Source organism: Martelella sp. AMO21009, from assembly GCF_053484295.1.
In genome coordinates, this window is record NZ_JBAKFR010000003.1 from 20503 (window position 1) to 45412 (window position 24910).

A 24910-nucleotide genomic window follows, 5' to 3' on the forward strand; every position below is an offset into this window, starting at 1 on the left:
GAGTGCCAGCCCGCCATTTGGGTTGAACATCACGAATTCTGACGACATCACACGCCTCTTTTCTGCACGATCGAAAAACCCATGCCGGAAACGATATTGCCGCTGACCGTGCCCGCCTGAAACGATCCGGGAACGACGACACACGGGCAGGCCGGGCGATAGAGCGTCACGGCATTGCCTGCGGCGACCGAGGCCGGAAGGCGCGGAAACACCGAAAACAGCGGCGTCGAACTGCCGCTCGCCGTCACGTCTTCCGAGACCTCGAGGAAATACGTCCGCCCGCCCGAAACGCTGACCTGCAACTTGTCGCCCGTCGAAAGCTGGTAATTGCCGACAGGCGCGCCTGCAACGCTGACCGCCGTCCGATCGGCCTCATCTTCCGGCCATTCGGACAATGCATTGGCCGTGGCCTGGTAGTCGAGGATTTGCGGCAGGCCGGAAAGGCTGATGCGCCCGCCGCTCACCGACCCGATCGTGACGGTCGACCCGACAATCCATATCCCGGCCGGATCAAGCCGCGGGCCGCAGATATAGGGATCGCGAAACATGAACGGCTCAAGCGCCCCGCCGAGGCCGCGCACAAGCGCGGAGATCGCCTGCGCTTCCGTCAGCCGTACCGGCTGGATCGTAACGTCAGCCTTCCAGAGCGGCGGCGCAAGCTCGGCCTGATACACCACGCCCTCGCCGGTTCCCGAAAGTTCGTCATTGCGCTGGATATCCCAGCGCATCGGCATCAGTTTCAAATGGTCGAAGAACTGCGCAAGCGACTTCATCAGCCCACCCTGTTCGGATTGCGCTGGATTTGCTGCACCCGTCCCGGCAGCTCATAGCGCGAAAACTGGTCGAGCTGCCGCCGAACGGCCTGCCCGATCGCTTCGGCATCCCGCGTGCTTGTCCCTTCAGGAACCGCAATGCTGATCCCGCCGAGATTGATATGGTTGATCGTACCGCCGCCGACCGAAGTACCTGCGGAAAGCGCGGCGGAAACCCGGTGACGCGGTATCACCTCGCCGCCGCGCGGCAGGTTCACCAGTTCCGGGCCGCGTTCGCCGACAAGGGCCATACCGCGTTGCGTGAAGTTGGTGCCGGTTGCATGCGCGGGAAAGAGCCCGCCGAGCAGACCTCCGCCGAACAAGCCGCCGAAGGGTCCGTCGCCGAACAGCGCCGCTTGCGCGGCAGCCTCGATCAGCCGGCTGATCAGCCTGTCGAGCGCGTCGTTGCCGGTTTCGATCACCGGCACCAGAGACAGGAAACTGTCTCGGGCGCTGTCACGAAAAAAGTCAGCCGTCTCGGCTGCCTGTTCCTGCTTATCCTTCTGATCTTCGATCGCAAGCGTCAACTCGCGGATAGAGTCCCGCTCAGCGTCGGTCGCGGCCGCTCCGGCGCGACGCAGGTTTTCGAACACCTTCTTTTCGTCGGCGACCATGCCGAGCATTTTCAACTCGTCCTGAAGCTTCTGAATAAGGTCTTCGACCGCTTCCCGTTCCTTGGCAGCTTCAGAGGCAGACGACCTACGCGACTTCTCGCTGGCATCACGCGAGGCCCTCGCGGCAAGACGTGCCGCAGCCTGCGCCCGGATCATCTCTTCGGTCGGTGCGCCGCCTGCATCTTCATAGAGCTTGCGAACCGCCGCCATCTCCTTTTCAAGCGCAAGCTGGTCGGACGTCAGCCCGTTCTGGCGCTGGATTTCGGCCGTGACCGCGCGGTTGGCCGCAAGCTTTTCTTCCAGGATTTCACGACCAGAATTGTAATCGGCATAGTCGTCGGCAACGCTGCGGGATGTTTCAACGCTGATCGGATCAAGCGTAGTCGTGCCGCTACCGTCATCGGCAACCCAGGCCCCGTCGCGCCAGACCATTTTCTGGCCCATGTCGATACCGAGCATATTGCCAAGCCCGGTCCAGATGCCAGCATTGCCGGCCGTTTCGAGCGCCTCATCAAGGGACTTCCGAAACGAACCCAGGTTTGTGACGAGCGCCGATACCATGGCGCCGACTTCAACCAGGCTGGATTTGACGCGAGTGCCGATGACAAGCGCCATCGCTTCCCACTCCGCATTGACATCCTCCGCCTTCCGCAGAATGTCATCTTCCATAACCGCGCCCATCTCGCGCGCCTCACGACGGGCATCGGCAATACTCTGTCCGGCATCATCCATCAGCGACGAAAACTGCTCGGCGGCGGTACCGCCGAACAGTTCGTCCATGACGCGTATCTGGGCCGCGCGATCAAGCTCCCTGATCTTGCCGATCAGGGTTTCAAACATCGTCGCAGGATCCTCGAGCATCCGCGTCAACTGACGCGCTGACAGGCCGAGGCGTTCGAACGACTCTGCCCCCGCACCGCCGCCGGTCTTGATGAACTCATCCGCGCGAAGCTGCATTTCCTTCAGGCCATCGGTGAGTGCGTCCACCTCGACCTTGTTTTTGACCGCCGCATAACGAAGCTCCTGAAATGCCTCGAAATCAACGCCTGCGGTTTTGGCGGCCTTACCAAGATCAGCCACCGCATCAACGGCCTGCTGCGTGGCGGCGACGAAGGAACCAATCCCCAGCGATGCAGCAAGGCCGCCCGGGCCTCCGGAAAGCATACCAAAAAGAGAGTCCGCGCCGCCGATCTTGGACTTGATCGACATAAACGAAGCTGCCGTGTCATTAGCCGCCGTCCGGGCCTGCATGCGAATGCGGGTCATAGCGCCCTTGAACTCACGCTCGTCAGCGCCGATCGTAACGGGAATATCCGGTCTGCTCATCAGGCTTTGGCTTTCGCTCTTATGGACGGTTGCGCGCCGTGTTCGGCGACGATTTCACGGATGCGGGCGCGGCTGACAGGGGATTGCGTCTTTGTGTTTCCGGCTATCGCATCGATCGCCATCGTCAGATCGGCGATCGTGGACGACCAGAATGTTTCGGGCGACCACCGCAATCGCTCGGAAACGACCGCGATCTGAAAATACGTCCTGACCTGGTCGGCGATCAGGACGTCTCTGTTTTTTTTCCGGTGACGGCCGCCTCCACATCCTCGACGATGGAGGTTTTGTCCTGCAGCCGGCGACCGGCCTCGATATGCGCCGTCAGCGCCTTTTCGATGCCGGTGCGCCAATTGCTCTGATCGGCGGCGGATATGTTCTTTTCGGAGAGGATGCGGGCGGCGAGTTCGGCGCGCCTGTCGTCATCGTCGGCGACGGCAAGACAGCGGATCGCGCACGACACCGCGAAGGGCTCGAAGCCAAGGAGGCGCTGATAGAGTTCGTCCATCGTGCGCGCCGAGATCGCCTGCGACAGGCGCATCAGTCCGGAGAAGCTGACGGCAAGGATGACCGTTTCCCTCCCGATCCGGACTTCGGCCTCACCGCGCAGCGGGTTAGCTGTATCGACCATCAGGAAGCCGCAACGAAGGCAACGTCATCCTGAAACGTCCCGGCAAGATCGCAGGCGAGCTCGCCCGTTTTATCGCCGGTGAAGTTCGCGGACACCATCAGCATGTGACCTTCCCAGGTCCCTACGCCAGGAGCGGTGACCTGATACTCTTCCGGCACCTGGCTGATAACGTCCTCGAGCACGAGCGCTTGCGTCGCGGTGCTCGTATAGGCGCCCGACCCGGACCAACGAACAGACTGAGCACCCGCCATCGAAGAGTACTTCAGCTTGCCGCCGGGAGCGGCGCAATCCGGCTTGGTGGTGTCGATCTCCTCATTGTTGACGTTCAGCGAACGCTGCTCGACAATGCAGACGATGTCGAACGTCTCCGACGCGTTCTTGCGCTTGATGATCAGTTCGCGGCCCAACAGTGCCATATCAATATCCTTTCGGGGAAAACGCGCTCACCAGAGCGCAACGATGTTGTCGGCGGTCGTGCCGGTGGCCTTGACCCTGGTGTAAACGCCAAGAACGTATCCGACAGGGTGATTGCGAAGCGTCACTTCCGTTCCGCCTGCAGTGATGCCGCATATATCGCCTTCAGCTCCAAGGTAGAGCGTCGCGGCCTGCGGCAGATCATCATCGTCATTCGGAACAACATCTGTCCCGAACCAGAAGGGCTGGTCGAGGCCGCCCGGTTTCGACGTAGGGTCCATATCCATCTTCCCTTAAAGCGCCGCAGCCTCGGGATCGGAGGCCACGGTCTTGTAATCGGCGATATAGGTGAGAGCGCCAACGCCCATGGAAATGCCGGTGGCGCGGTCGATATAATGACGGCATTCCGAAAGCGTCAGTTCGATAACAAGCCCGTCGAGCTTGATCGCAGCACCGAGCGCCTTTTCGATCAGCACAGCCAGCCGGTCGAACTCGACGTCCGGATCGCGATGCTGGAAGTGCACGATCAGATCGATCGGCAATCGCCGATCATAACCATCTTCACCATTCAGGTCCGCGCAGGGCCGCATCGTGACCGTTTCCTGCCGCTCCGACCATGTGGCGGTGATCGCTGGCAGTTGCTTAACGGTGAGCGCCGCGGTACGCGCTCTGCTGACATGGCCAACACCGCTGAAGTCCGGAATGGATGAAAGCCTCGCCGTGATGGCGTTGAATATCCGTGTGCGGTAATGGGCCATCAGATGTCGCCGGTCAGGTAGAGTTTCAGCATCGCCCGCCCGTCATCCATCTGGTTCTTGATGTCATAGGTGGTTCCGGCGATCGTCACACTGTCCCGCTGGGCTTCCAGAGCCTCGAGGCCGACAGCCGCCACCGACAGGACATGGGTGACGGCCTCCACGTCCTGGTCGCCGAACTCTCCGGCGATTTCCAGTTCACGCTTCTGCCGAAGAATGCCGCGGACAGATGCCGACTGATCAACGCCATCGACGGTGAACACGCAATCGACATTGCCGAAGGCGGAGACAAACCCCGCCCCCATGTTGGAAAACTGCGGTGGGCGATTGATTGCGGGCATTACTTTTCGCTGGCGCCCTTGTCAGCTTTACCAGCCTTGGTCTGTCCATCGGAAGCCGTCTCAAGCTTTTGCAGCTCTTGCGCCAATAACGCATTGTCATCGGCAAGCTGGTCGCGTTCGGATTTCAGCTTTTCGAAATCGTCAGCCGACTTCTTCGCAGCCTCATCCGCCGAGGTCTTGAGCTTCTCGACTTCGGCAGAAAGGGCGTCACGCTCTGCGGTGACATCGGCAAGCTGATTTGCCACATCATCGCCAGATCCATTGCCGGCCTTCAGCGCCTTGACCTCATCGGCCAGCGTCGCGAGGTCGTCCGCAAGCTGGTCGCGCTCCGCAGTCAGCGTGGCAATCCGCTTGTCGGCCTCGGTGCCCTCACCGGGCCGCCACTTGCCGAAAACAGCTTCGATCCGTTCGACGTCTTCCTCGGTGAAGCCGGTCTTTGTGATCGGCACGTCATCGCCGGGATCATAGGTCTTCTTGCCGACCGTCACCCTGACATTCAGTTTCGTCGTCGCCATGTTCAAAACTCCGATGGTAGGAAAACAGATCGGTCGCCCTGCGAGCGGCCGATCTCTACAGGTCAATGATCAGCGCACCAGCGCGAAGAGGCTCGCGTTGGGTTCCGGTGCGATTGGAAGCGGGGCCGCCTGGGTCTGTGCAACGGTCCTCGACGGATTGCGCTCGACCCACATGTCGGGGAAACGCTCCATTGCCCGCAACACCTGATTGTCGAGGATCGCGCCATAGGCGAAGTGCCCCATGAAACCGGCCGGATCGAAGATCCCGACACCATAGGTCGGCCAGAAATTCTGCTTCACCCCGTTGACGGTGTAGCTCTGGGAATACTGAACGAAGGTCACCTCCCCGATCGTGCCGAGCACCGTCGAGTATTTACCCTCGGCTCCGTTCGAAACCGGTCCGAGTTCAAAAGAACCGCCGGCGGCGCGGCGATTATCCAGCGCAGCGAGGAAGCGCGGCGACTTCTTAAGCAGAACAGCAGCGGACGGCCCGAGCGTAACTTCCCGGGCCGAAAACCCGTCGGTATCGGCGAGCAGAGCAACCCACTCTTCAACGTTGTCGTAGGGATCGACGCCAGACTCCCCCCATCTTGCGGCGCCGGTGAGGGCGATGGTCAACGCCGCATTGCGCTGATAGTTCACGGTCTGGGTTGGGTAGTCTTCGCCTTCAACGACAACCTGGCCGGTGCGAAGAACCTGCGAGCACATCCACTCCTCATAGCGCGTGATGCGCTGGTCCTGATCATCAAGGATCTGAGCGAGATTGTATGCGTAACGCGCCTCCGGCGTCATATCTCCGCCAAGGCGCTCGCCCGGCATCCGGATCATATTGCCGGACGGGCGAAGTGTGTTCTGTGGCTTGACGTATGCCGGCTTCAGACTGGTTGCCTTGAAACCCCGGTTGGAGGAATCTTTTCCCGGCACGTCAGGATGGACCACTGGTGCAAGCTCGCGATCAGGCAGGATCTTATCGAAAACGATCTCCTCCTGTTCGGAGAGAACCACGGTGGAGAAATAGCGATCGCGCAGAAACGCTTCCGGGCGATCGCGCGGCGGCAGAACCGTTACCAGCTCCGCCGTATTGAGAAGGATGTCAGCCATGTTTCAAAACCTTTCCTGATATGGCTAAGAAGGCGGCGGGAACGGTCCCGCCCGGCGATTACACGCCTAGGCGAGCGTTCGCACGTAGAGCGCGGCGCCGTTGCGACGGAACGCCTGTTCGACGGTTGCGGCGGTATGACCGGTGCCAAACGTCATCTTCGACGCATCGAAAGCGCCGCCGAAATAGGCCTGCGCCTCGACATCGCCGCCCGAGGCGTTCACGTCGAAGGCCAGCACGCAATCCGGCACTTCCGATCCGTCTTCGGCGGCGGCAAGAGACAGGATGTGTTTTTCGCTGGCGGTGATCTCGCCGAGCACTGCGCCGCGAGAAAGCGTCTGCCCGCTCGCGATTGTCACAGTGCGGGTGACGACCTGCACGTCGGAAACGAGCAGGTCGTTGGGGGTATAGATGGCAGTTGCCATGGGATCAATCTCCGTTGCTCTTGCGGCGATGCCGCGCGTTCATGGCGCTGCCTACAGCGGCAAGCAGCGACTGCTTTTCGGTTTTAGCGGAAGGCGCGCCGCCACCGCCGAGCTTGGGCGTCTTGCCGGCCATCCGGTCAGCCAGACGATTTCCGCCGCCGGATTTACCGGCGGCATTCAGGATCGCGCCCGCATGCGCTGCGGAATGCGTCGTGGAAAAGGCGAGATGCGCCGCCAGGTCTGCTGAGGCGGAGGCCTTCGGGTGCGTCAGGATCGCCTGAATACGGCGCCGCTCGGCTCCGCGCGCCTGACGGGCCGACATCTTGTCGTCCTCCTCATCGCCTTCGGCTTCCGGCTCCTGTCCTTCTTCTTCAGCGGCGGGGTCGGGGTCGTCTTCGCCGACCGGCTCTTCCTCGCCTTCGATCTCTTCCGGCGGAAGATCCTCTTCGGGATCGTCTTCCATACGGTTTTTGGCCTTCCCGCCGCGCAGGGCAGCGAGCACGCCGGCGGACACGCCGCGCGTCAGGTTCGACATATCGTCTTCCTTCTTTGCTGGTGGATCAGGCCGAAAGGCCCAGTTGTGCCTCGAAGGCGTCAAGCACCTGCGAGGGTCTTGCAACGGCATCGGCAAGCCCTGCCTCAACCGCCTTTTCGCCACGATAGACTCTGGCTTCCGTGGCAAGAGCCTGTTCGACCGACAACCGACCGGCGCGATAACGCGCGACGGTCGCTGCAAATTCGACCCGCATCTCCTCGAGCTCCGCCAGTTCGCGGGCGAGAACATCCTCGGGGATCGCCTCGTAAGGGTTCAAGTCGGCCTTGTACGCGCCGGCTTTCAGGATGGTGACATTCAACCCCTCCTTCTTCAGCCAGCCGCTGACATCGACATGGAGCGAAACCACGCCGATCGAGCCGCAAAGGCCCGATGCGGGGACGATGATCTGTTGGCAGGCAGAGGCGAGGAGGTATCCGGCAGAACAAGCGTGATCGGTGAGCACCGCGATCGTCGGCTTGATGGCGGAAAGCTCAAAGAGCTTTTCGGCGCAATCAAATGCGCCCGTCACCTCGCCACCGAAACTGTCGATCTCGACAATCGCGCCCTTGATTGCATCATCCGTTCGACAGTCGTCGGCCTGTATGCCGATCGCTTCATAAGTGGTCATGCCGCAGGACTGACCGATCCACTTTCCCTTGTTGATCAGTGAACCCTCGATCTCGATCAGCCCGATCTGGTCACGGACGCGATGCGCACCGCGATAGATTTTTTCGCCGTACCAGTCGACCTCCTCGCGCAGCCCTTCGCCGACGATCCCCATCTGCCGACCATTAGCGTCGTCAAGGCCAAGAACGCGCGGACCGAAAGCGCGCGCGATCGTCTCTGCCTTTGCCGGCTGTAGCATCAGCGGCGTGTTGAACATCCGACTTGCGATTTCGGGATAGTTCATCGTTTTTGCCTTCCGATCTGCGGAATGCCGAGCCGGTGGCGCGACGCACGCGCCGATTGCACGGAGCGCCCGTTCACGCTTTCCTCAATCTCTGTATCTTGGTCGACATCATCGAGCGGCGGACCGCCATTGTGACCGATGACGTCAGACTGCTGCGATGGATGAACAAGGCCAAGACTGCGATAATAGCGAGCCTCACGAGCAAGCTGGTCAGCATCCATCTTCCAGTCGCGACCCTGCTCTGCAGATTCCTGCTGCAACGTGGTCAGCTTGCGGTCGAGCCGCTCGCCCGCCGCCTGGGCTTCGCGCAGCGGGTCGATCCAGCCGCGACCCGGGCCGATCCAATCGGCATGGCACCATGCGGACGGGTTGGCTTCGAAGGAAACGGCGCCTTCCGGCAGGTCGATCAACCCTTTGTCGAAGACTTCCTCCAGCCACGCGCGATAGATCGGCGCCATGAACTGGGCAGCAAACCCGCCCTTCTTTGCCGTGAACCCGCGCCAGATTTCCAGAAGCGCCGCACGGGCAGAGGAGTAGTTCACCTGGCTCCAGTCCATAGTGAGCTGTTCATAGGTAAGTCCCACAGCGGAGGCGACCTTGCGCAAGGCTGCATTCACGAACACCTCGAAATTGGCGTTCGGATGCTCGGGCTTCGTCAGTGTCGCTTTCTCGCCTGGCAGCAGCGTATTCACCCGGACGCCCGGCAGATTGATCGGAGCCGTGCCGTAGTAGGCGGACTGCGCGGCCGATATCTCGCCATAGATCTTGGCAAGCGTGCCATCGCCGCCGTCTGCGTCGAGAGCGTTCATCATCTCTTCGGGATCGAAGGGCGTTTCGATGAAAGCCGCCATGATGGCATTGAGCATCGCGGCCTGACTTTCGAAATCCTCGTAATCCGTCGACTGTTTGATCGACCGCATGATCGGCGCCCAGTCGGATGCGCCGCGCGTCATGCCAGGCCGCTTCGGATCAAAGGTGTGAACCACGATCGGGCGGCCCCATTCGGTCGACCGCTCCACATATTCCCATGACCAAAGGTTGGTGTTGCCGGCGTAGATGTCGCCAGGATGGCTCCTTCGGAAGTGGTAGCCCTGCGGCGCGCCATAGGCGTCGATCGCGACGCCATCTCGCATAAACTCGCCGTCGAGCGCTCCTTTCGGATTGGAGCATCGCGCCGGATCGATCATATGCACCGCTGTCTGAAACAGTGGTGCATCGTCCTGCCAGATGATCACGCCGAATGCCTCGCCCTCCGGCCCGAAGCGGTTGCGCGCTGCAAGGCCGAGGATCCCGGCCATATTCTTGGTGCGCTCCGCATCGCACCACATGTCGACATCCTGCGTGTAGTCGCGCCAAAGCCCCTCGATCTGGGTGGCAATTTCTTCGGCCTGGTCGAACGTCAGCCCGAGTGTCGTATGGTTCGGTCGCGCGGCGAGCTTCCAGCCTGCCCCGATGATGTTGTCAACCAGGCGTGTCGTGCCGGCCGCACCCCAGCCATCATTGCGCGCCACATCATTGAGGCGATCGACAAGCGTCGAGCGCGAGAGGGATAGTGCGGACTGGCCGGAAAATCCGCCTGCATGCCAATTGGCGAAAGACGGGTGTGCATAGGACGCGCCCTGATAGGCCGACCGCGAAATCGCAGCTCCTGAAACGCTCACCATACCCCGGCTTCTGTGCTGTTGCGCGACATTGTCTGCCGCCTTTGCGCGCGCAGCCTGCCGCAAACCCGCCGGCAAAGGCTGGTTGTCTGGTCCGTAAATTTCGACTGTCATCCGAAGATCACTCCCCGGCCACGCGGACGGCTCGCCGTCCGGATACCGAGTTCGGTCTCAAGCTGGCGAATATAAGCCCGCAATGATCCACGCTCGGCGGCGCTGTAGCTCTGCGTTTCACCGTCGTAGGTGATCGTCGCGATGCTTCGGCCAATCTCGAGTTGGTGCAACGCCTGCTTCGCCTCGCCAAGGCGCGTTTCCAGTGCGAGCCGTTCTTCCGTCGTAAGCGCCATGATCAATCCTGACTGTTGCGCTGAGCGGCGCGTTCGGCACGGCGCATCGCCGCCGCCACCCTGTCTGAAACCGGGACTTCTGTTGAAGGACGAACCTCGTCCGGCGACCGCTTGGTCAACGCTGCGGTGACGGACGCGAGGCCGTCAATCATATCTTCAAGGTCGCCCTGCGCGGCCGGTTCCTGCTGGGAGAGCAGTTCTGCTCTCAAGTCCCATTCCTCGTCCGTCCAGAACGGCACGCCGAGCCTGATGGCCGCAGCTCGCGATTGGTTCAGCATGTCGAGAACCTCGTTGCGTTGACCATCCGGCAGCTTCCACTTCCAGCGCGGATAGCCGTTTCTGTCTGTTTCCTTGACCCGAACTTCCGAAGTCGCCTGCTGATAGAACGTATCGCCGAGACCGATCGCGAACCGAATGTAACCCGGCTGCTCCGGGTCTTCCTTCCGAAAGTCCCGATAGACTCCCATCTTCATCACCGAGGCGTTGAAGTTGTAAAACCGGCTCGACCACTTTTGCTTCTTCGGCTTACCGCGCTTGTCGTATTCGCGAACATGCGAGAGCATCGGAGCAGCGTCCCGGTTGTCGCCGCGCACCATGATAACTTTCGAGCGCGGATGGCGGCGAGACCAGAACCAGACATCCTCTGTATAGGCGTTGCCGTCGATGCCAATTCTATCTATTTCGCGGCGCTTCCCGTTCTCATCGGGCCATGTCCGCGCGATCAGGCGATCCAGCGCCGCCATAACCTCCGGCTCGGAAATGTGGCCGGTATGCTCACGAAAGCCCGGAAGGTGACTGCCGGCACGATTATCAATTGCGCCGAAGTCAATGACGGCGCTAGACTTGTTCCGGCCCCAGCCGCGCAGCAACCATTCCACGCGATCACCCTGGACATCGATCCCCATCGTAAGCGCCAGCATATCCGCGGGAACAACGCCCCGCCGAAATCCGGTCTCCTCGGCTCTGTCGCGAAGATCCTCCCAGTCGATTGCCTTGTTGTCGGCCTCGAAGGCAAGGCCGAGCATGTCATTGAAGAAGACCTGCTCGGCGCCCGCGCCCTTGTTCTTGTCGTCGGGCGCACCGGACTGCACTTTCAGCCAAGCCCTAGCGATCGCTTCCCAGCTTTCGAGCGGCGAGTACGGTACCCAAATATGAAACGAGCGGTGGTAGCGCGCCCGATCGGGATACTTGGCAACCCATGAAGCGCCATTGGCGGGATCAACCATCCACTGGCGATGATGCTCATGAATCTCGCAGCCGCAATGAACACAAACGAAATGCGCCTTCTCGGGATGCTGCGGATCGATGTGATCGCGCATGTTTTCCCATTCGAGCGGTTGCAGTTCGTGACAGTGCGGGCAAGGCACATGATATCGCTCCTGCGTGCCTGCCAGGTAGTTTGTCGTGATCCGACAGCCGGGTGCGATCAACGGCGTCGATATCTTGAAAACCTTGCGGTTGAAGAACGCCTTCGACCGGCTGTCGGCCTGATCCTCAGGGTCGCCCGCCTCATTCGTCAACCACTTCGCAAGGTCATCCTGAACCTGCGAACGCGGCGAGATCATCGACAGGCCGGCAGCGGAGTTGGCCCCTGCCGCCTGCACCGCGCCGCGGCGATCGATCCGCTCCTTGTAGAGGATCGAGTTACCGCCATCGCGGCTGCCATCGGGAAACAAGGCGCGGACGGCTGCTGTTTCCCGCAGCAGCGGCATCAACTTTGTTTTCGACCACCGCGAAGCGTTTTCCTCAGTCGGATGGACATAGAGGAAATCGCAAGGGTCGAGATGGAGTGTCCCGAGCAGGAATATATTCGCAAGCACCGTGCCGCCAACCTGGGCGGACTTTGCAAGCGTTACGATCGAACAAGGGTCATCCGGCGACAGCGCCCGCAGGATTTCCGAGAAGAACGGAAACATGTCCTCCCGATACGGACCCGGCAAGGCCGAAATCCGTTCGGAGAAAACAACGTTTTCCGTCGCCCACTTCAGATAGTCTACCGGCGGCGGAGGCTCGCAGACCTTTGCCAGGATGTCATAGCGCAAGCGTTCCGGATTGAAGAGCATCGTCATGCGTCTTCACCCTCATCCATGGTGACCAACGTATCTTCGACGCCTTCGCTCTGTTCACGAAAATCCTTTGCGGCGCGGGCGCGAATATCGCGCCATTTCCGCAGAAGCGTTTTTTGGGCATCCCGCTGCGGAATTCCGAACTCCTCTGCGATCGCCGTCGCCATGTCCGGGATACCCTGTTCCATCACTTTGAACGCATCCGAGACCGCGCCGGTCATTTCGGCGCGCGCGGCGGCGGTCAGCATGTATATTCCGGCCTCCGCCTTCTCGGCCCGCTCCATCTGTGCGGTTTTGAGTTGCTGCTGTTTCAGCCGCTCCTGGGCGAGCTTGTCGGCGAAGACATCCGTGACCGGGACTGTCGGCGCGGGCTGGACTGGGAATGCTTCCTGCTTCGCCGGCCGCGCCAGCGCCGCCTTCCCGTTCGCCCCGTAGCCTTGAGCGGGATCGATGGAAATCCCGAGTTGGCGGATCGCGATATCGGGGTGAATGCGCGATCGATGCCCCTCGCCGTCCAGCGCCGGACCATGGATCTTGCCATCCTTCAGAAACTGCGAGACGCGAGCGCGCGAGACCGAGATCATCGCCGCGAAGTCGCCTTTGCTCACCGATCCCGTTTGCTCTTGCATCGTCGCTAAACTTGCCTCAAATTTAAAATTAAGGCTCCAAATTAAGGCTTGAAATTCGGCCTCAGACTACCGAACCCGCGCGGTGTCAAATACCCGCATCCTGGGCCGCCCCAGGGAAGGACCCGTAAGTTTGAACCTACCTCTCAGGAGGAAGGGCAGGTCATCGGTCAGGAAACACCTTGCGGAATGCACGGGCGAAGGTGCGATCCTTCTTCTCGCGCACCAGCTTTTCCACGATGTCATTCAGCTTGAAACGCTTCGAATAAGGCGTCGCCTTCACGAATAAAATCACGGGATAGAATTCGCGGTTCTCACGCCCCGAAAACCAAATTCCACGAATGAGATCGGGCCGCCCCTTGGGAACGAAGTACTGGTTTGGCTTGATCTTCCGCTTGCGTCGACTGCTACCCTTTGAAACTCGGGTCGCGCCAGCGCCGCGATAATCGATCTGCAAGTCCCGCATAACCCTGTTCAAGAAACCCTGGGTCATATTTCCGTAGCGATCCAGCGGTGTGGACCGGCCTGGCACGGCGACCTCGTTGCTCCTCATCAGGCCGCGTCCGATCAACTGCTTCTCGAACGCCTTGTGCCGACGCATACCGCCTTCGATATGAGGCCCAAGGAAAGCCGTTGCCGGCAATCCGCCATTAGTCCGGTCTCCGGTGACAGTCACCGCCGCGACCCGGTTGTCTAACCGGGCCTGATCATAGACCACACCGCGAACGGCATAAGGCGTCGGACGGTCGAAGATCGACTTCATCTGTCCCCGAACCTCCCGCATGCCATCATAGGCAAGCCAGTTCAGCGCCATCACTTCCGCCTTGGGCAGGTCGCGACGTTGCGCCGAGGTCAGCTTGGCCTCGAAGCGGGTGAGATCGATATCGATATGTGCGGAGATCATCGCCAAACAAAAACCCGCCGAGCGGGCTGTCCGCTGGCGGGTCTACGTAAACCTTTTCTATGCTATCAAGGTATGTCAACTCACTGCCGCAAATCAAGGGAAAAATGAGGCCACATTTTCCCTTCTAAATCAATACGATAACCGAACGCCTCACGCGCGAACCTCCCTCATCCAAGGCGACATGTCGAAGCGCATAGGGGTGATTTGTTTTTCGCCCAGCCTGCCAGCAAGCTCCCGTTCCAGCATCTGCAGCGCCGCCTGCCACACGATCCAGTCGATCCGAGACTGGATTTCGCCGCGCAACCCGTGAGACAGCACGTATTTCCGATAGGCCCCGCGCTTCGGCCGCTTGGCCTTGCGGTCATAGCCATCCGTCTCCACCTCATGCCAGCGCCCGAAGCTGTCCTTCTGGCGCTTGGTGATGAACCAGACCGGCTTGCCCTGCCGTTCCACCATCCGCACCTTCGGCCGCTCGGCATACCAGTCCGGCCCGCGCTTCAGCACCGCGCATGTCACGAGAAGGCTGAAGGCATGCGAGCCGGTGCGCCGCACGCCATGTTGGCGTTCCTCTGCAAGCACCCGGTCAACCTCGCCGGCGATCAGCCCGTGCTCGTCATTCGCCCATTCGGGAAACGGCTGCCAGCCTTCGGGAATATCGAACCCCGTTCCAGTGAGCGCCTTGACGGCATCGCCCACGATCAGCGCATCGGGGTCAGGCGCAACGCCGTCCTCCCATGTCGGCACCACGCCCCATTCGTTCGGCGTCCGGGCGATGATCGTGCCAAGCTCGCCGGCAGCGTTCAGCCCGGCATTCGCACTGCTCAGCCGTGGCGATATCCGCCCGCCCGTCGCTTCCGTCTTGCAGAGCTCCTCCGTGAAAGCCCAGGTCAGCAGCTGCTGAATGGTCATTTTCTTCATTTTTCAGGCTCCTTTTGCCGTTTTGGGAAGGTAGGGAAGATAGGTTTTCAAAATGGGTAGATAATTCAGCTATTTAGAGCTCATAAAACACATTAAAAACAACAACTTGAACCTTAACGGGAAGGTAGGGGAGCAAATATCAAGGTTTATGTGATGAGGCTCTTGCTATGCTCTCGTTCTTCTTTACGCGCGCATCACGTAAACACGCGGATTTCCTTCCCTACCTACCCGTGACATTCCAACCTATTGATATTGATTATTTTTCCGGACCTTTTGACTAATCGTTTCCTTCCCACGACTTCGAATTTCCTTCCCTACCATCCCGAAGATAGACCTTCTCATTGGCCGTGCGGGATGGTAGGCGGGCTGAGGCCTTTGCTTACAGTCGAAGGGTCCGGGTGTTTCGCGATCAGAATTCATCGGGCCAATCCTCGCCAGTCGGACCAGGACCATCCTCTGCACGCCATTCGTCCTTGATGCGAATGCCGAAATAGACTGTTCCGCTGGATTTGCCGCGCCGGAACGATCGCATTAGTCCGTCAGGCCCCTTCCATGTCTTTCTTGTCTGGTCTGGCAGCCGTTTGGTGAAGGTCGCTTTTTTGAACTCTGAAAGACCTTCCCTTGCCGCGTATCGGCAATACGCCTCATGGAGCGCAGATGGTCCTTCCGTATCGTCATCCTTGCCCGTGATATCGCAGGCGTTCCGCAGGAAAGCGCCGATCGGGTCGCTCTCCTCCCGGTATTCCGCAGTCGCAAGCCGTATGCTGTCCGGCACCTGAAGCCCGTTCTGCAGATAGTCGAGCGCGCCCTTGATCATCCACGCCAGCACCCCGTCCCGCTCCTGCCGCAGCTTGCGCGGCAGATCGCGGTCTACCTCTTCCTCCGGTATCTGGATTTCCCACGGCACCAGATGAACGCGCCGCCATATCCCGTCGCTGTCATCGCGGATTTGCGGTTTGTGGTTGCCGGAAAGGATGATCTTGAAATGCGGTATCAGCTCGAAGAAGTCCTGATGCAGCCGCCGCACCGCGATAGGCTCGCCGCCGGTCAGCGTCTTGATCAGCGCGTCCTTCAACTGAACGCCCATTTCCGGCTCGGATGCCGCCACCAGGCGCGCGCCGGGCAGTCGGGCAAGGTCAGGCGTTGCCTCGGCTCCGCCCCTGCGGCTGTCGCCGGCAAAGCTGTCGATCGACATGGATACGGCATAGTCGCCAAGGATTTCCACCATCAGGTCGACGAAGGTGGATTTCCCGTTCCGGCCCGCGCCGTAGAAGAACACAAGGCACTGCTCGCCGGTCAGTCCAAGCAGGCAATAACCCATATAGCGTTGCAGGAAAGCGCGCCTGTCCGGGTCCGGCATCACGCGAATGAGGAACTGGAGGAATGTCGGGCAACCCGCATCGGAGAACACCTGCGCCTCTACCAGCTTCGAAATCAGGTCTGTCGCGCGATGCCTGTCCAGCCGGCACTGCCAGACAGGTTTCCCGGCAGCGGAGGTGACGGTGAAGAAGCGCAGAGTGCCGTTGACGGTGTTCAGCGCATAAAGATCGGTATTCAGGTCCTGGACGGAGAGCGAGCAATAGGGCGCCGCCTCGGCAAGCATATTGTTGATCTTCGAAGATCCCGCCGAGCTCTTGGCATGGTTATGCCGGGATGATTGCCGCCCGCGCCGTTCCTTGTCCGCCAGATCGCCCGCCTCGATGAGTTTCTGAAGCTTGTCGAACTTCGCCAGCTTCTCCGCATCCCAGTCCTTGCCGCGCTTGCCAAGCTCGCGCATTTCCTCGCGCGCCTGCCGCCCGGCATCGATGTCCGCGCGTTCCCGCTCCGAACAATCAAGGCTGATCGCCTCTTCGTCGATCATCTCGGCCGTGCGATGCGCCCAGACCCGAACCTTCGCGCCGGACTGATCCTCCAGCCAGCGGCGGCCATCATAGCCGTGCCAGCCGACATGCGTGACATGGCGAACCCGATCGCCATACCGCGTCAAAAACCGGTTGGCATTGCCAATGTCGGTCTCGGGCAGCGCCGCGCATTCTTCGGTGATCTCTTCGGCCGAGAGATCAAGGACAGATTCCTCCTCCTCAGCCTCCAGCACCGGCAAAGGGTCCGGGTTTTTCAGATAGGCCGCCCGCCCGGCCGCCCTCTTGGCAATCGCCTCCTCAGCCTCCGGCGAAAGCCCGCCCTTCTTCTTCTTGTTCTCAGGCAAAATCCGCCTCCGTCATCACTTCTGAAAAGTCCCCTGCCCCTTCGGGCGGCCACGCGGTCGCCACCACGCGTCCCGGCCGCTCAAACCGCCGTTCCGCCCGCGCCATGGCAAAGGCGGTTTCCACCGGCTCGCTGTCGCCATCGGCGACAAGCACCAGGTCGTCGACATGGTCTGGCGCATCCAGGCATTCGCCGGGCGCAAGCCCCGCCTTCGGCATCGGCCCGGGCACGGTCACCGCGCGCACCCGGCCGCGCTTGTCGGTCATGGTCAGCGTCGGGTGCCGCTCGCGCCCCTCGGCCGGGCCGCAAAGATTGCCGATATCGCCAGCCGCGCCATAGAATGTATCGGCCCGAAACCCCTCAAGCGCGGCCACTGCGGCGACATTCTCGATTCCTTCGCCAAGCACCCATCGCCGCGCCGAAAGATCGCCGCATACCGGGATCACCGATCCCTTCTTCGCGCCGCGCATCTTCTTGGCGGAAAGCCGCTTGCCTTCCTTGGGGCAGATCAGTGCCGGCCGGTATTTCGGCGCGTTCGCAAGGTCGATCCACGTCTCATGGCACCCGGTCACGCTGCCGGTCAGATCGACATAGGGCGCAATCATCGCCGGCCCGACATGAAGCGAGAGCGGATTGCCGAATTCATCCTTGTCGTGCCAATAGGTATGCCGGTCGTCGAACCGGATATTCTCGAACACGGCATCGTCCATATCCGCCCCGCAGCGCAGCCGCAGATAGTCCCGCACGGCGCGCCCGGCCGATCCGGCCACCATCGATGCATGAAAATAGAGGCCGCGCGCCTTCGTGATCTCTATTTGCCGATACCGGTTCTGCTTTTCTGCATGCGCCTCGGCCTGGCGTTTCGCCTTCTCCCGCGCAGCCGCCATCCGCGCTTCCCGCGCCGCCCGCTCCTCATCGCTCTCGCGCTGGTCGGGATCCGGTATGGCGCGGTCCAGAACCGCAGCACACGCCTCCAGAAACCCCGTCCGGCTTTTCAGGTCATGCCCCATCTCATGCGCGGCGAGCGAGATCGCATCATGCCCGCCAAGCCCGCATTTCCGGCAGTTCCACACGCCCTTGCCGGGGTTCACCGCAAACCCGTCCTTGCCGCCGGCTAACGGGCAAGGCCCGGTCCATTCCGCCCCGCGCACGGGCACCCGCCCGATCCGCCCCGCATAATCGGCAAGCGCGATCGCCCGCGCCTCGGCAACAAAGGCGTCGATGATCTCAGACATACCAGCGCCCTTCCCGCATCACCGCCTCGACATACTCGATCCGCCGGCCGATCGACCGCATCGCGTTGATCGCCATGGAATTGCCATAGGCTTTGTATTGCGGCCCATCCGGGCACTGGCTGGCGGGTTTCCCGCGCCACGGAATGCGCGCATGGTCATCGGGAAAGCCGTCTAATCTGGAGCACTCCAGGGGCGTTAATCGTCGCACAGTCCACGGGTATGAAACGTAGGACCGAGACGATCCTCCGGAGCTGGCTCTTATACTTGCTGTATCGTGGGGACCCTCGAACTGCGCGCCGCCTTTTCGGCCGCGCATATCGTATGCCACTGCGGAATGCCCACCAGCGTTCTGGCGTCTATTCCTATGCCCCATGCTTCTGAGAGTCGGAGCAGTCCCGTCAGTCGAGAATTGGACTTGTGTCCCTTTGCAGTCAAAGGCTATTTCTCCGCTGCCGACGACTACTTCTTGCGCCTCGCCGCCGCGTCCGTCCGGGTAGCTACCACTGTTAAGGCTTGCTGCAACGCCGGTGGTAATTTCTTTCCCAGTTTTTCGGCGCGGCGGAGGATCCCCGCGCATGCCTTCGGGCTCAAGTAATACCGCCGCGGCAGGGCGCCAGTCTCCAAGATATCCGGCAACGAACACACGTCGCCGTCGTTGTGGTACGGCGCGCTCGTAGCCGTCCACTCGGACATATTGAGCGTCACGCACGCACCAGGCGCGGCCGTAGGCGTCGGGGATGCCGGCAACGATCCCGTGGTTTCGCCAGCCCCCTTTCGGCACGTCGATCTTCTGGCCCGAGAGGTCGCCCAGAAGTCTTGCAAAGTCGCGTCCGCCATTGGTCGAGAAAACACCGGGGACGTTCTCCCATACCACCCACCGGGGGCGATATCGCCCAGCAATGCCAATATATGTGAGGGTGAGCTGCCCGCGATCCCCAGCCATGCCGAGACGCTGTCCTGCGATGGAGTAGTCCTGGCACGGTGTGCCTCCAACGAGAATGTCGATTGCATAATCATCCCACTCCTCGAATTTCGTCATGTCGCCAAGGTTCGGCACGCCGTTTTGCGAAAGCGGCTCCCCCGGCAGGTTGGAGCCGTATCGATGCGCCAGCACAGCGCAGGGAAAAGCCTCGATCTCGGAAAAGAACGCGGCTTGCCAGCCAAGTGCCTTCCACGCCTCGCTGGCCGCTTCGATGCCGGAACAAACGGAGCCGTATCGCATCACTCCGCAGCCTCCCTCATCACCCGCATCAGCGGCGCCAGATCGCGCTCGTTCGCCGGGCGCAGCGCATGGCTGCGGGTGCGGATCGAAAGCACGTCGTCCAACGCCCGCCCCTCGGCCGTTGCGCCCCATGTCTCGCGAAAAGCGGTGATATAAGCCGCCCCGGCCGACCACTGCGAAAGCAGATAGGCCTTGGTCACGATCCGCATGTTTTCCATGCGCGCGAAATCCAGCCCATGCGCCTCCATCGCCCGCGCCGCCTCATGGCGGTTTAAGGCCACAACCAGGAGGATCGGCACCCGCTCGCCACGCATCCGGTATCGCCGCATCAGCCCGCCTCCCGCGTCCGCGCGGGCCGCTCGCCCCATTCGGCAAGCTTCTCCCGCCGCAAGGCCTCGGCCTCCCGCCGTTCGGCCTCGCTCAAAACCCGCCACGCATCGCGCGCCAGGCCGAACACGCCGAACTCGCGCTTTTCCCAGTCGGCGTTCAATTCGATCAGTGCCATTTGCTCGCCTTCCTCGCTGTTGCCTGTCGATTCGGTTCGCTGGCGATCGCGGCCGCGCCCGGCGCGTCGGCAGCCGCCGGCGCATCCGGCCTGCAGTCGCGCGCGGCAATCATCGCCTCGATCTTGTCCATGAAGGCCTGCGGCGCGGTCACCAGCTCGCCCCGCGCCCAGCGCTCGGTCGCCAGCCGCTGCAGCGTGCGGCTATCGGAACTCTCGATATGCCAGAGCCCCCGGTGCAGCGATCCTGCGGGAATGGCCTCAATCCCCTCCGGGGTGGTGACGATCTCGGCCCAGTCCGGCAAACCGTAAAGCCCGATCCCGAACACCGTCAGGCAGGCCCGCCGCGCATCGTCGGTGATGATGTAAAGCCGCTTGCCGCTCATTCCGCCGCCGCCTTTCCGGAGGCATCGGCCTCCATCAGGTCAAACAGGCTCGGCATCGCCATCTTCTCGGCTTCCGCCTGCACATATTTGCAGCCGTCGAGGAAGTAGCCCGGGTTCAGCTCGGTCGCGATCGCCTGCCGCCCCAGCCGTATCGCCCGGTAGGGCACCGTCATCAGCCCGCCAAACGGGTCGAACACCGTCTCGCCGGCCTCGGTATATTGCGCGATCGCCCGGTCCACGATGTCGAACTGCAGCGGGCAGAGATGCATTTCCTTTCCCGCCGCCGCCTGCAGCGTGTTCATGGAAAGCATGCGCGTCACATCGGTCCACACATCCGCGTGCTTGGAATGCGGCGGCAACAGCATGAAGCGCGAGGGCAGCATGCCCCGCTCCTCCAGCGCCTCGGCGATCTTCACGTGATGTTCGAAATCATAAACCGCATCGAGGCTATAGGCCTTCCACAGCTTGAAAATCTGGTGATGCTCCAGCACAGCAATCTCGGGCACGGTCAATTGCCGGTCTCCGGAGGAAGGCATGTATCCATGCGCATCAAGCTGCCAGCGCGCCCGCGAATACCCCTCGGAAGGGCTCCAGGCCTTCGCTTCCTCGTCCCATATCCGCTTTTCCTTCTTCACCGGCTCGTCGGCATAGCCGTTGGATGCATCGCTCGGCGGCTTGCGGAAGATCAGCAGATATTCCGGCATGCCATTGCCCATCTTGGTCCCGTCCTTGCACTGCTCGGACCAGCCAAGGCGATATGTCTGGTTGTTCTCGCGAACGACATCGGTGGTAATCGTCTTGCGCGACATGAACCCGAAGCCGTGCTGAACAAAACGCCGCACGCAATCATCGGAAAACGGATAGACCGTCTGAAACCCGAGCCCGGTCATGCCGCCCGGCACGATCCGGTCCTTCACATGGATCGCGGCAATCCGCCCCGGCTTCATCACCCGCAGCAGCTCGGGGATCAGGAAATCCATCTGCCGCCAGAAATGGTCATTGTCGTCGGTATGGCCGAAATCGGCATAGTTCGGCGAGTATTCGTATTGCGTGGAAAACGGGATCGAGGTGACGATCAGGTCGACGCTGTCGGCCGCCATCGTCCGCGTTTCCATCACGCAATCATTGTTGATAAGCCGGAACCCCGGCCCGGAAACCTCGATCCGCTCCACGCCCAGCGCCCGCGTCAGGCTTTCCGCCATTGCGGCGGCAGACAGTCCGTATTCCTTGATGATCCCGGTCATGATCGCCCTCTGCTCTATGTGGCGTTTCCACTTCGCCTCCAGCGCCTCGCGCACCGGCCGCTCAGCCTCGGTGTAGATCAGGTCGAGGCGCACTTCCTCGTTCTGAAGAAAGCGCTGGATGCGGTGCACCGCCTGGATGAAATCGTTGAACTTGAAGCCAATCCCGAGGAAGATTGCCCAGTGGCAATGCCGCTGAAAATTGCAGCCCGAACCCATGATCGAGGCCTTGCCCGCAAGCTCCGGCAACCGCCCCTCGGAAAAGTCGATGATCCGCTGTTCGCGCGTATCGAGGTCGAGCGAGCCGTAGACCGTGGCAATCCCCGGTATCGCAGCCTCGATCGCCGCCCGCTCGGCCTCCAGATCGTGCCAGATCAGCCGGTGCGCGCCCGGATCCTCGGCGCGGATATCCATCATCTTCGAAACACGCGCCGGCAGGCTCTCCCGCTTCTCGCGCGCGGCATCGGAAAGGCTGGCCGCCGCATTGCGCAAAAGCCGCCCCTGCCCGTTCTTCTCCGCACCGGCAGAGGCATGGTCGGCGGGCAGCTCATGCCAGCGCACGTCGATCGCCGGCAGGTCATAGCCCTCGTCGGAAAAGCCGAGATCGGAGGGCTTTTCGACAAACAGCCCCCAGCTCGCCACCCAAAGCCAGAACTCGCGTTCCTTGTGCGGATGGATCGTCAGGCTGTCGGCCTTCTCGGAATTGCGCTTGAAGAACCGCGTCTTCGCCTGGCCGACATCCATGATTTCGAGGAAGGCGGAATAGGCCAGCAACTCGATAAATTCGTTCGGGCTCGGCGTCGCGGTCGCAACGAACTTGTAGGCGATCCCGTCGAACAGCCGCATGAACTCGCGAAACGTCTTCGTGCCGCCAAAGCCGCGCAGGCAGCTCGCCTCGTCCAGCGAGGCGCAGGTGAAAGCCCGCGGATCAAGCTTGCCGTCACGCACCGGTTCGTAATTGGTAAGGTAAAGCCCGGTCTCCCCGGCCTGGTCGACCGATCGGATGAATTTCACGCCATAAGACCGATCGGCCCGCCCCTTCCGCCATTTGGCAAGCGCGCGCCGCTGCCGGTCGGTAATCTTCGGATGCGCGCCGGTCTCCAGCATCGCCGCGTCGCGACGAAACTCCTGCCGCACGCCAAGCGGCATCACGATCAGCCCGCGCCCGCCGGCATGCGCCAGCACCAGCCGCATGATCTCAAGCTGAATGACGGTCTTGCCCAGCCCAAACGCCGCGAAGACCGCCCGCCGCCCGCCAAGGCAGGCCCATTTCACGATCGCCCGGTGGTGCGGCAGCAGGATCGGATTGATATCGTCATCCTCGACGACAAACCCGCCCACCTTCGCCATCTGCACCTTGGCCTTCAGGAAATCGACATAGGCGTTCATGCCACAGCCCTCCGCGCGATCTTCCGCTTCTGGTTTTCCTCATGGGTGACGATTTCGAGATGGTCGGGATTGACGCAGAGCGAGAAACAGCAGGTGTGATCGCGATGATCGCCCGGTTTCAGGCGCTTGCCGCCGATCGCGTCACAGGCGAAGCGATGCGCCCGCACCACCTTGCCCTTGACCCGGAAAGACCCGTACCATTTGCGGTTCCCCTTCCCGCGCGAGCGCGCCCCGGTCCAGAACCAGCAGCCATTGGGCAGCTTTTCGACATAGCCCATGAACCGGGTGATATCGTCCTCGTCGAAGGTCATGCCGCTTCCTCCCGCTCGACAAACACGTCCCGGCAATGCGTCGGGCACCAGCTCGCGCCCGCCCGCACCGGCGCGCCGCAGACCGGCATATCCGGCCCGCCGGCGGCATCGGCTGGCGAAAGCGGAAACCGGCATTCGCCTGCGCCGACCGTCAGTATGGTTTTCGGGGTAACCCCGGCGATCGAGAACTGCGAAAGGTCAACTTCCACCGCGCGCGGCTTGGCGGCGGAACCATCCGGCCGCCCCGGCAGCGCCAGGTCTGCCATCCGCGCCGAAGGCTTCACCGCCTTGGCAGCCTTCGCCGCGACAACCCGCTTCTTCTTCGGAAACAGAGCGGGGTTCGCCGCGATCATCTTCGTCGCGCTCGAATAGCAACACCCCATCGCCTCGCTGATCTGCCGGGCGTTTCGCCCCTCGGCATAAAGCCGCGCCGCATCGGCCCGCAGCGCATCCGTCCATTGAAAGCGCGGCGCGGCGGTCGTTTCCGGCGCGGTCTCAGCCCCACGCCGCTGCTCATAGCGCGCAGCCCGTTCGCTCTCGTCTTCCTTGGGAAACAGATCGCGGTTGCGATTGGCGATCCCGAGCACGGATGACCGCGAAACCCGGTAATGTGCGGCGATATCGCCATAGGTGCAGCCGTCCCGCTTCATCGCGGCCGCTTCCTGGAGCTTTTCAGGGGTCCACTTCATGACGCATCCCCGCAGGTAAACGGCGCGTCATAGATGTCATTGCCCCCGCACACATGGCACATGCTGAAGCCGCAAACCTCGGTCAGCTTGCAGGCTTCGTTCAATCCGGCCTCGCTATAGAGCGCCCCCGATCGCCGCGCCGGCGCCGGTATCCGCAGCCGCTCCGGCGAGCGCCAGTCGCGACCGCTCTCGATCGTCAGGCGCGCCAGCATGTCGACGGTCGTGTCGGGTCCATGCGCAACCAGCCAGGAATTAAGCCCCGCCATCACACCCGCCCCATCACATGAAACAGCGCCCGCATCAGCTTGTCGAAATCGCGCATGATCGCGCGCCGTTCCGCCTCGTCCACCTTGCCGTCGTCGGAAAGCGCCTCATGCATCCGGGTCTGAAACCCGGCAAAGGCAACGCTCACCGTGGTCACGTCGCGGTAATCGAGATCATGCGCATGATCCTCGCCATCGGCCGAGACCAGCCGGAACCCCTGCGCGGCCGCAAGGGCGGCGGCGATGATCGGCGCGCCCGCCTCGCGGTCGGCCTCAAGCGCCACGTCGAGCGGCATGAAGGTCTCGGCATGCTCGTCGCCGGCAAGCCCGTATTTGGAAAGCTGCGCGGCCGAGACCCGCGAGACCAGCGAAAGCGCCTCGCCGCCGCCTGCCGCCCGCACCGCGCGCCGCGATGCGGCCTTCAGCGCGCGCCCGTCGTCTTCAGTGATCACGCGCATGGCGAGCCTCCGGAAAATGCAAGGAAGATTTTTCGAAAAATTCTGCGGTGATCCGCCCCGCGCGCGGGCCTACCGTCACGCAATAGGAAGACGGAGAACACGACCATGAACAG

Annotated in this window: 30 protein-coding genes; all 30 read right to left on the minus strand. The window is 61.8% G+C overall.

Annotated elements, in window-relative coordinates; all coding sequences use genetic code 11:
- Window positions 1–47: 47 nt before the first annotated feature.
- Window positions 48–773, minus strand: a complete 726-nt coding sequence (locus tag V6766_RS04310; protein ID WP_448463958.1) for a hypothetical protein — start codon at window positions 771–773, stop codon at window positions 48–50.
- A complete protein-coding gene (locus V6766_RS04315) occupies window positions 773–2752 on the minus strand; it encodes a hypothetical protein (protein ID WP_448463960.1) in 1980 nt (659 codons plus the stop codon). The genes V6766_RS04310 and V6766_RS04315 overlap by 1 nt, the downstream gene beginning before the upstream one ends.
- Window positions 2752–2874 carry a hypothetical protein gene (locus tag V6766_RS04320; protein WP_448463962.1) on the minus strand — a complete coding sequence of 41 codons (123 nt, stop codon included), beginning with the start codon at window positions 2872–2874 and terminating at the stop codon, window positions 2752–2754. The genes V6766_RS04315 and V6766_RS04320 overlap by 1 nt, the downstream gene beginning before the upstream one ends.
- 101 nt (window positions 2875–2975) lie before the next feature.
- Window positions 2976–3380 carry a hypothetical protein gene (locus tag V6766_RS04325; protein WP_448463964.1) on the minus strand — a complete coding sequence of 135 codons (405 nt, stop codon included), beginning with the start codon at window positions 3378–3380 and terminating at the stop codon, window positions 2976–2978.
- Window positions 3380–3796, minus strand: a complete 417-nt coding sequence (locus tag V6766_RS04330; protein WP_448463966.1) for a phage tail tube protein — start codon at window positions 3794–3796, stop codon at window positions 3380–3382. The genes V6766_RS04325 and V6766_RS04330 overlap by 1 nt, the downstream gene beginning before the upstream one ends.
- A gap of 27 nt (window positions 3797–3823) precedes the next feature.
- Entirely contained in the window at window positions 3824–4075 is a 252-nt protein-coding gene (locus V6766_RS04335) for a spike base protein, RCAP_Rcc01079 family (protein ID WP_448463968.1), read from the minus strand.
- 12 nt (window positions 4076–4087) lie between these two features.
- Entirely contained in the window at window positions 4088–4552 is a 465-nt protein-coding gene (locus V6766_RS04340) for a hypothetical protein (RefSeq protein ID WP_448463970.1), read from the minus strand.
- Window positions 4552–4890 carry a head-tail joining protein gene (locus V6766_RS04345; protein WP_448463972.1) on the minus strand — a complete coding sequence of 113 codons (339 nt, stop codon included), beginning with the start codon at window positions 4888–4890 and terminating at the stop codon, window positions 4552–4554. Before V6766_RS04345 ends, V6766_RS04340 begins: the two co-directional genes overlap by 1 nt.
- Window positions 4890–5405, minus strand: a complete 516-nt coding sequence (locus V6766_RS04350) for a hypothetical protein (RefSeq protein WP_448463974.1) — start codon at window positions 5403–5405, stop codon at window positions 4890–4892. Before V6766_RS04350 ends, V6766_RS04345 begins: the two co-directional genes overlap by 1 nt.
- 69 nt (window positions 5406–5474) lie before the next feature.
- The gene (locus V6766_RS04355) at window positions 5475–6506 is read right to left on the minus strand and encodes a major capsid protein (protein ID WP_448463976.1); all 1032 of its coding nucleotides are present in this window, start codon (window positions 6504–6506) and stop codon (window positions 5475–5477) included.
- Between the two features lie 66 nt (window positions 6507–6572).
- Window positions 6573–6929 (minus strand): head decoration protein, encoded by a 357-nt coding sequence (locus V6766_RS04360; RefSeq protein ID WP_448463978.1) that lies wholly within the window; start codon window positions 6927–6929, stop codon window positions 6573–6575.
- Window positions 6930–6933: 4 nt separating this feature from the next.
- Complete coding sequence (locus V6766_RS04365; protein ID WP_448463980.1) at window positions 6934–7464, minus strand: hypothetical protein; 531 nt, start codon at window positions 7462–7464, stop codon at window positions 6934–6936.
- Window positions 7465–7489: 25 nt separating this feature from the next.
- A complete protein-coding gene (locus V6766_RS04370; protein WP_448463982.1) occupies window positions 7490–8374 on the minus strand; it encodes a S49 family peptidase in 885 nt (294 codons plus the stop codon).
- Window positions 8371–10149 carry a phage portal protein gene (locus tag V6766_RS04375; RefSeq protein ID WP_448463984.1) on the minus strand — a complete coding sequence of 593 codons (1779 nt, stop codon included), beginning with the start codon at window positions 10147–10149 and terminating at the stop codon, window positions 8371–8373. Before V6766_RS04375 ends, V6766_RS04370 begins: the two co-directional genes overlap by 4 nt.
- A complete protein-coding gene (gene gpW / locus V6766_RS04380) occupies window positions 10146–10382 on the minus strand; it encodes a gpW family head-tail joining protein (protein ID WP_347445876.1) in 237 nt (78 codons plus the stop codon). Before gpW ends, V6766_RS04375 begins: the two co-directional genes overlap by 4 nt.
- Before the next feature lie 2 nt (window positions 10383–10384).
- Window positions 10385–12451, minus strand: coding sequence for a phage terminase large subunit family protein (locus V6766_RS04385; protein ID WP_448463986.1), 2067 nt, complete (start codon window positions 12449–12451; stop codon window positions 10385–10387).
- Window positions 12448–13056 carry a hypothetical protein gene (locus V6766_RS04390; RefSeq protein WP_448463988.1) on the minus strand — a complete coding sequence of 203 codons (609 nt, stop codon included), beginning with the start codon at window positions 13054–13056 and terminating at the stop codon, window positions 12448–12450. Before V6766_RS04390 ends, V6766_RS04385 begins: the two co-directional genes overlap by 4 nt.
- Window positions 13057–13237: 181 nt before the next feature.
- Complete coding sequence (locus tag V6766_RS04395) at window positions 13238–13978, minus strand: hypothetical protein (protein WP_448464588.1); 741 nt, start codon at window positions 13976–13978, stop codon at window positions 13238–13240.
- 150 nt (window positions 13979–14128) lie between these two features.
- Entirely contained in the window at window positions 14129–14896 is a 768-nt protein-coding gene (locus V6766_RS04400; protein ID WP_448463990.1) for a hypothetical protein, read from the minus strand.
- Window positions 14897–15305: 409 nt separating this feature from the next.
- The gene (locus V6766_RS04405; RefSeq protein WP_448463992.1) at window positions 15306–17102 is read right to left on the minus strand and encodes a phage/plasmid primase, P4 family; all 1797 of its coding nucleotides are present in this window, start codon (window positions 17100–17102) and stop codon (window positions 15306–15308) included.
- On the minus strand, window positions 17095–18336 hold the full coding sequence (locus tag V6766_RS04410; protein ID WP_448463994.1) for a DUF7146 domain-containing protein: 1242 nt from the start codon (window positions 18334–18336) through the stop codon (window positions 17095–17097). Before V6766_RS04410 ends, V6766_RS04405 begins: the two co-directional genes overlap by 8 nt.
- Window positions 18329–19558, minus strand: coding sequence for a DNA cytosine methyltransferase (locus V6766_RS04415; RefSeq protein WP_448464590.1), 1230 nt, complete (start codon window positions 19556–19558; stop codon window positions 18329–18331). The genes V6766_RS04410 and V6766_RS04415 overlap by 8 nt, the downstream gene beginning before the upstream one ends.
- Window positions 19558–19887, minus strand: a complete 330-nt coding sequence (locus tag V6766_RS04420) for a hypothetical protein (protein WP_448463996.1) — start codon at window positions 19885–19887, stop codon at window positions 19558–19560. Before V6766_RS04420 ends, V6766_RS04415 begins: the two co-directional genes overlap by 1 nt.
- A complete protein-coding gene (locus V6766_RS04425; RefSeq protein ID WP_448463998.1) occupies window positions 19887–20063 on the minus strand; it encodes a hypothetical protein in 177 nt (58 codons plus the stop codon). Before V6766_RS04425 ends, V6766_RS04420 begins: the two co-directional genes overlap by 1 nt.
- Window positions 20054–20446 carry a hypothetical protein gene (locus V6766_RS04430; protein ID WP_448464000.1) on the minus strand — a complete coding sequence of 131 codons (393 nt, stop codon included), beginning with the start codon at window positions 20444–20446 and terminating at the stop codon, window positions 20054–20056. The genes V6766_RS04425 and V6766_RS04430 overlap by 10 nt, the downstream gene beginning before the upstream one ends.
- Window positions 20443–23076 carry a DNA methyltransferase gene (locus V6766_RS04435; RefSeq protein WP_448464002.1) on the minus strand — a complete coding sequence of 878 codons (2634 nt, stop codon included), beginning with the start codon at window positions 23074–23076 and terminating at the stop codon, window positions 20443–20445. The genes V6766_RS04430 and V6766_RS04435 overlap by 4 nt, the downstream gene beginning before the upstream one ends.
- Window positions 23073–23387, minus strand: coding sequence for a hypothetical protein (locus tag V6766_RS04440; protein WP_448464004.1), 315 nt, complete (start codon window positions 23385–23387; stop codon window positions 23073–23075). Before V6766_RS04440 ends, V6766_RS04435 begins: the two co-directional genes overlap by 4 nt.
- Window positions 23384–24076: a GcrA family cell cycle regulator gene (locus V6766_RS04445; RefSeq protein ID WP_448464006.1), complete on the minus strand. Its 693-nt coding sequence runs from the start codon at window positions 24074–24076 to the stop codon at window positions 23384–23386. The genes V6766_RS04440 and V6766_RS04445 overlap by 4 nt, the downstream gene beginning before the upstream one ends.
- Window positions 24073–24342, minus strand: coding sequence for a hypothetical protein (locus V6766_RS04450; RefSeq protein ID WP_448464008.1), 270 nt, complete (start codon window positions 24340–24342; stop codon window positions 24073–24075). Before V6766_RS04450 ends, V6766_RS04445 begins: the two co-directional genes overlap by 4 nt.
- A complete protein-coding gene (locus V6766_RS04455; protein ID WP_448464010.1) occupies window positions 24342–24797 on the minus strand; it encodes a phage regulatory CII family protein in 456 nt (151 codons plus the stop codon). The genes V6766_RS04450 and V6766_RS04455 overlap by 1 nt, the downstream gene beginning before the upstream one ends.
- Window positions 24798–24910 lie beyond the last annotated feature (113 nt).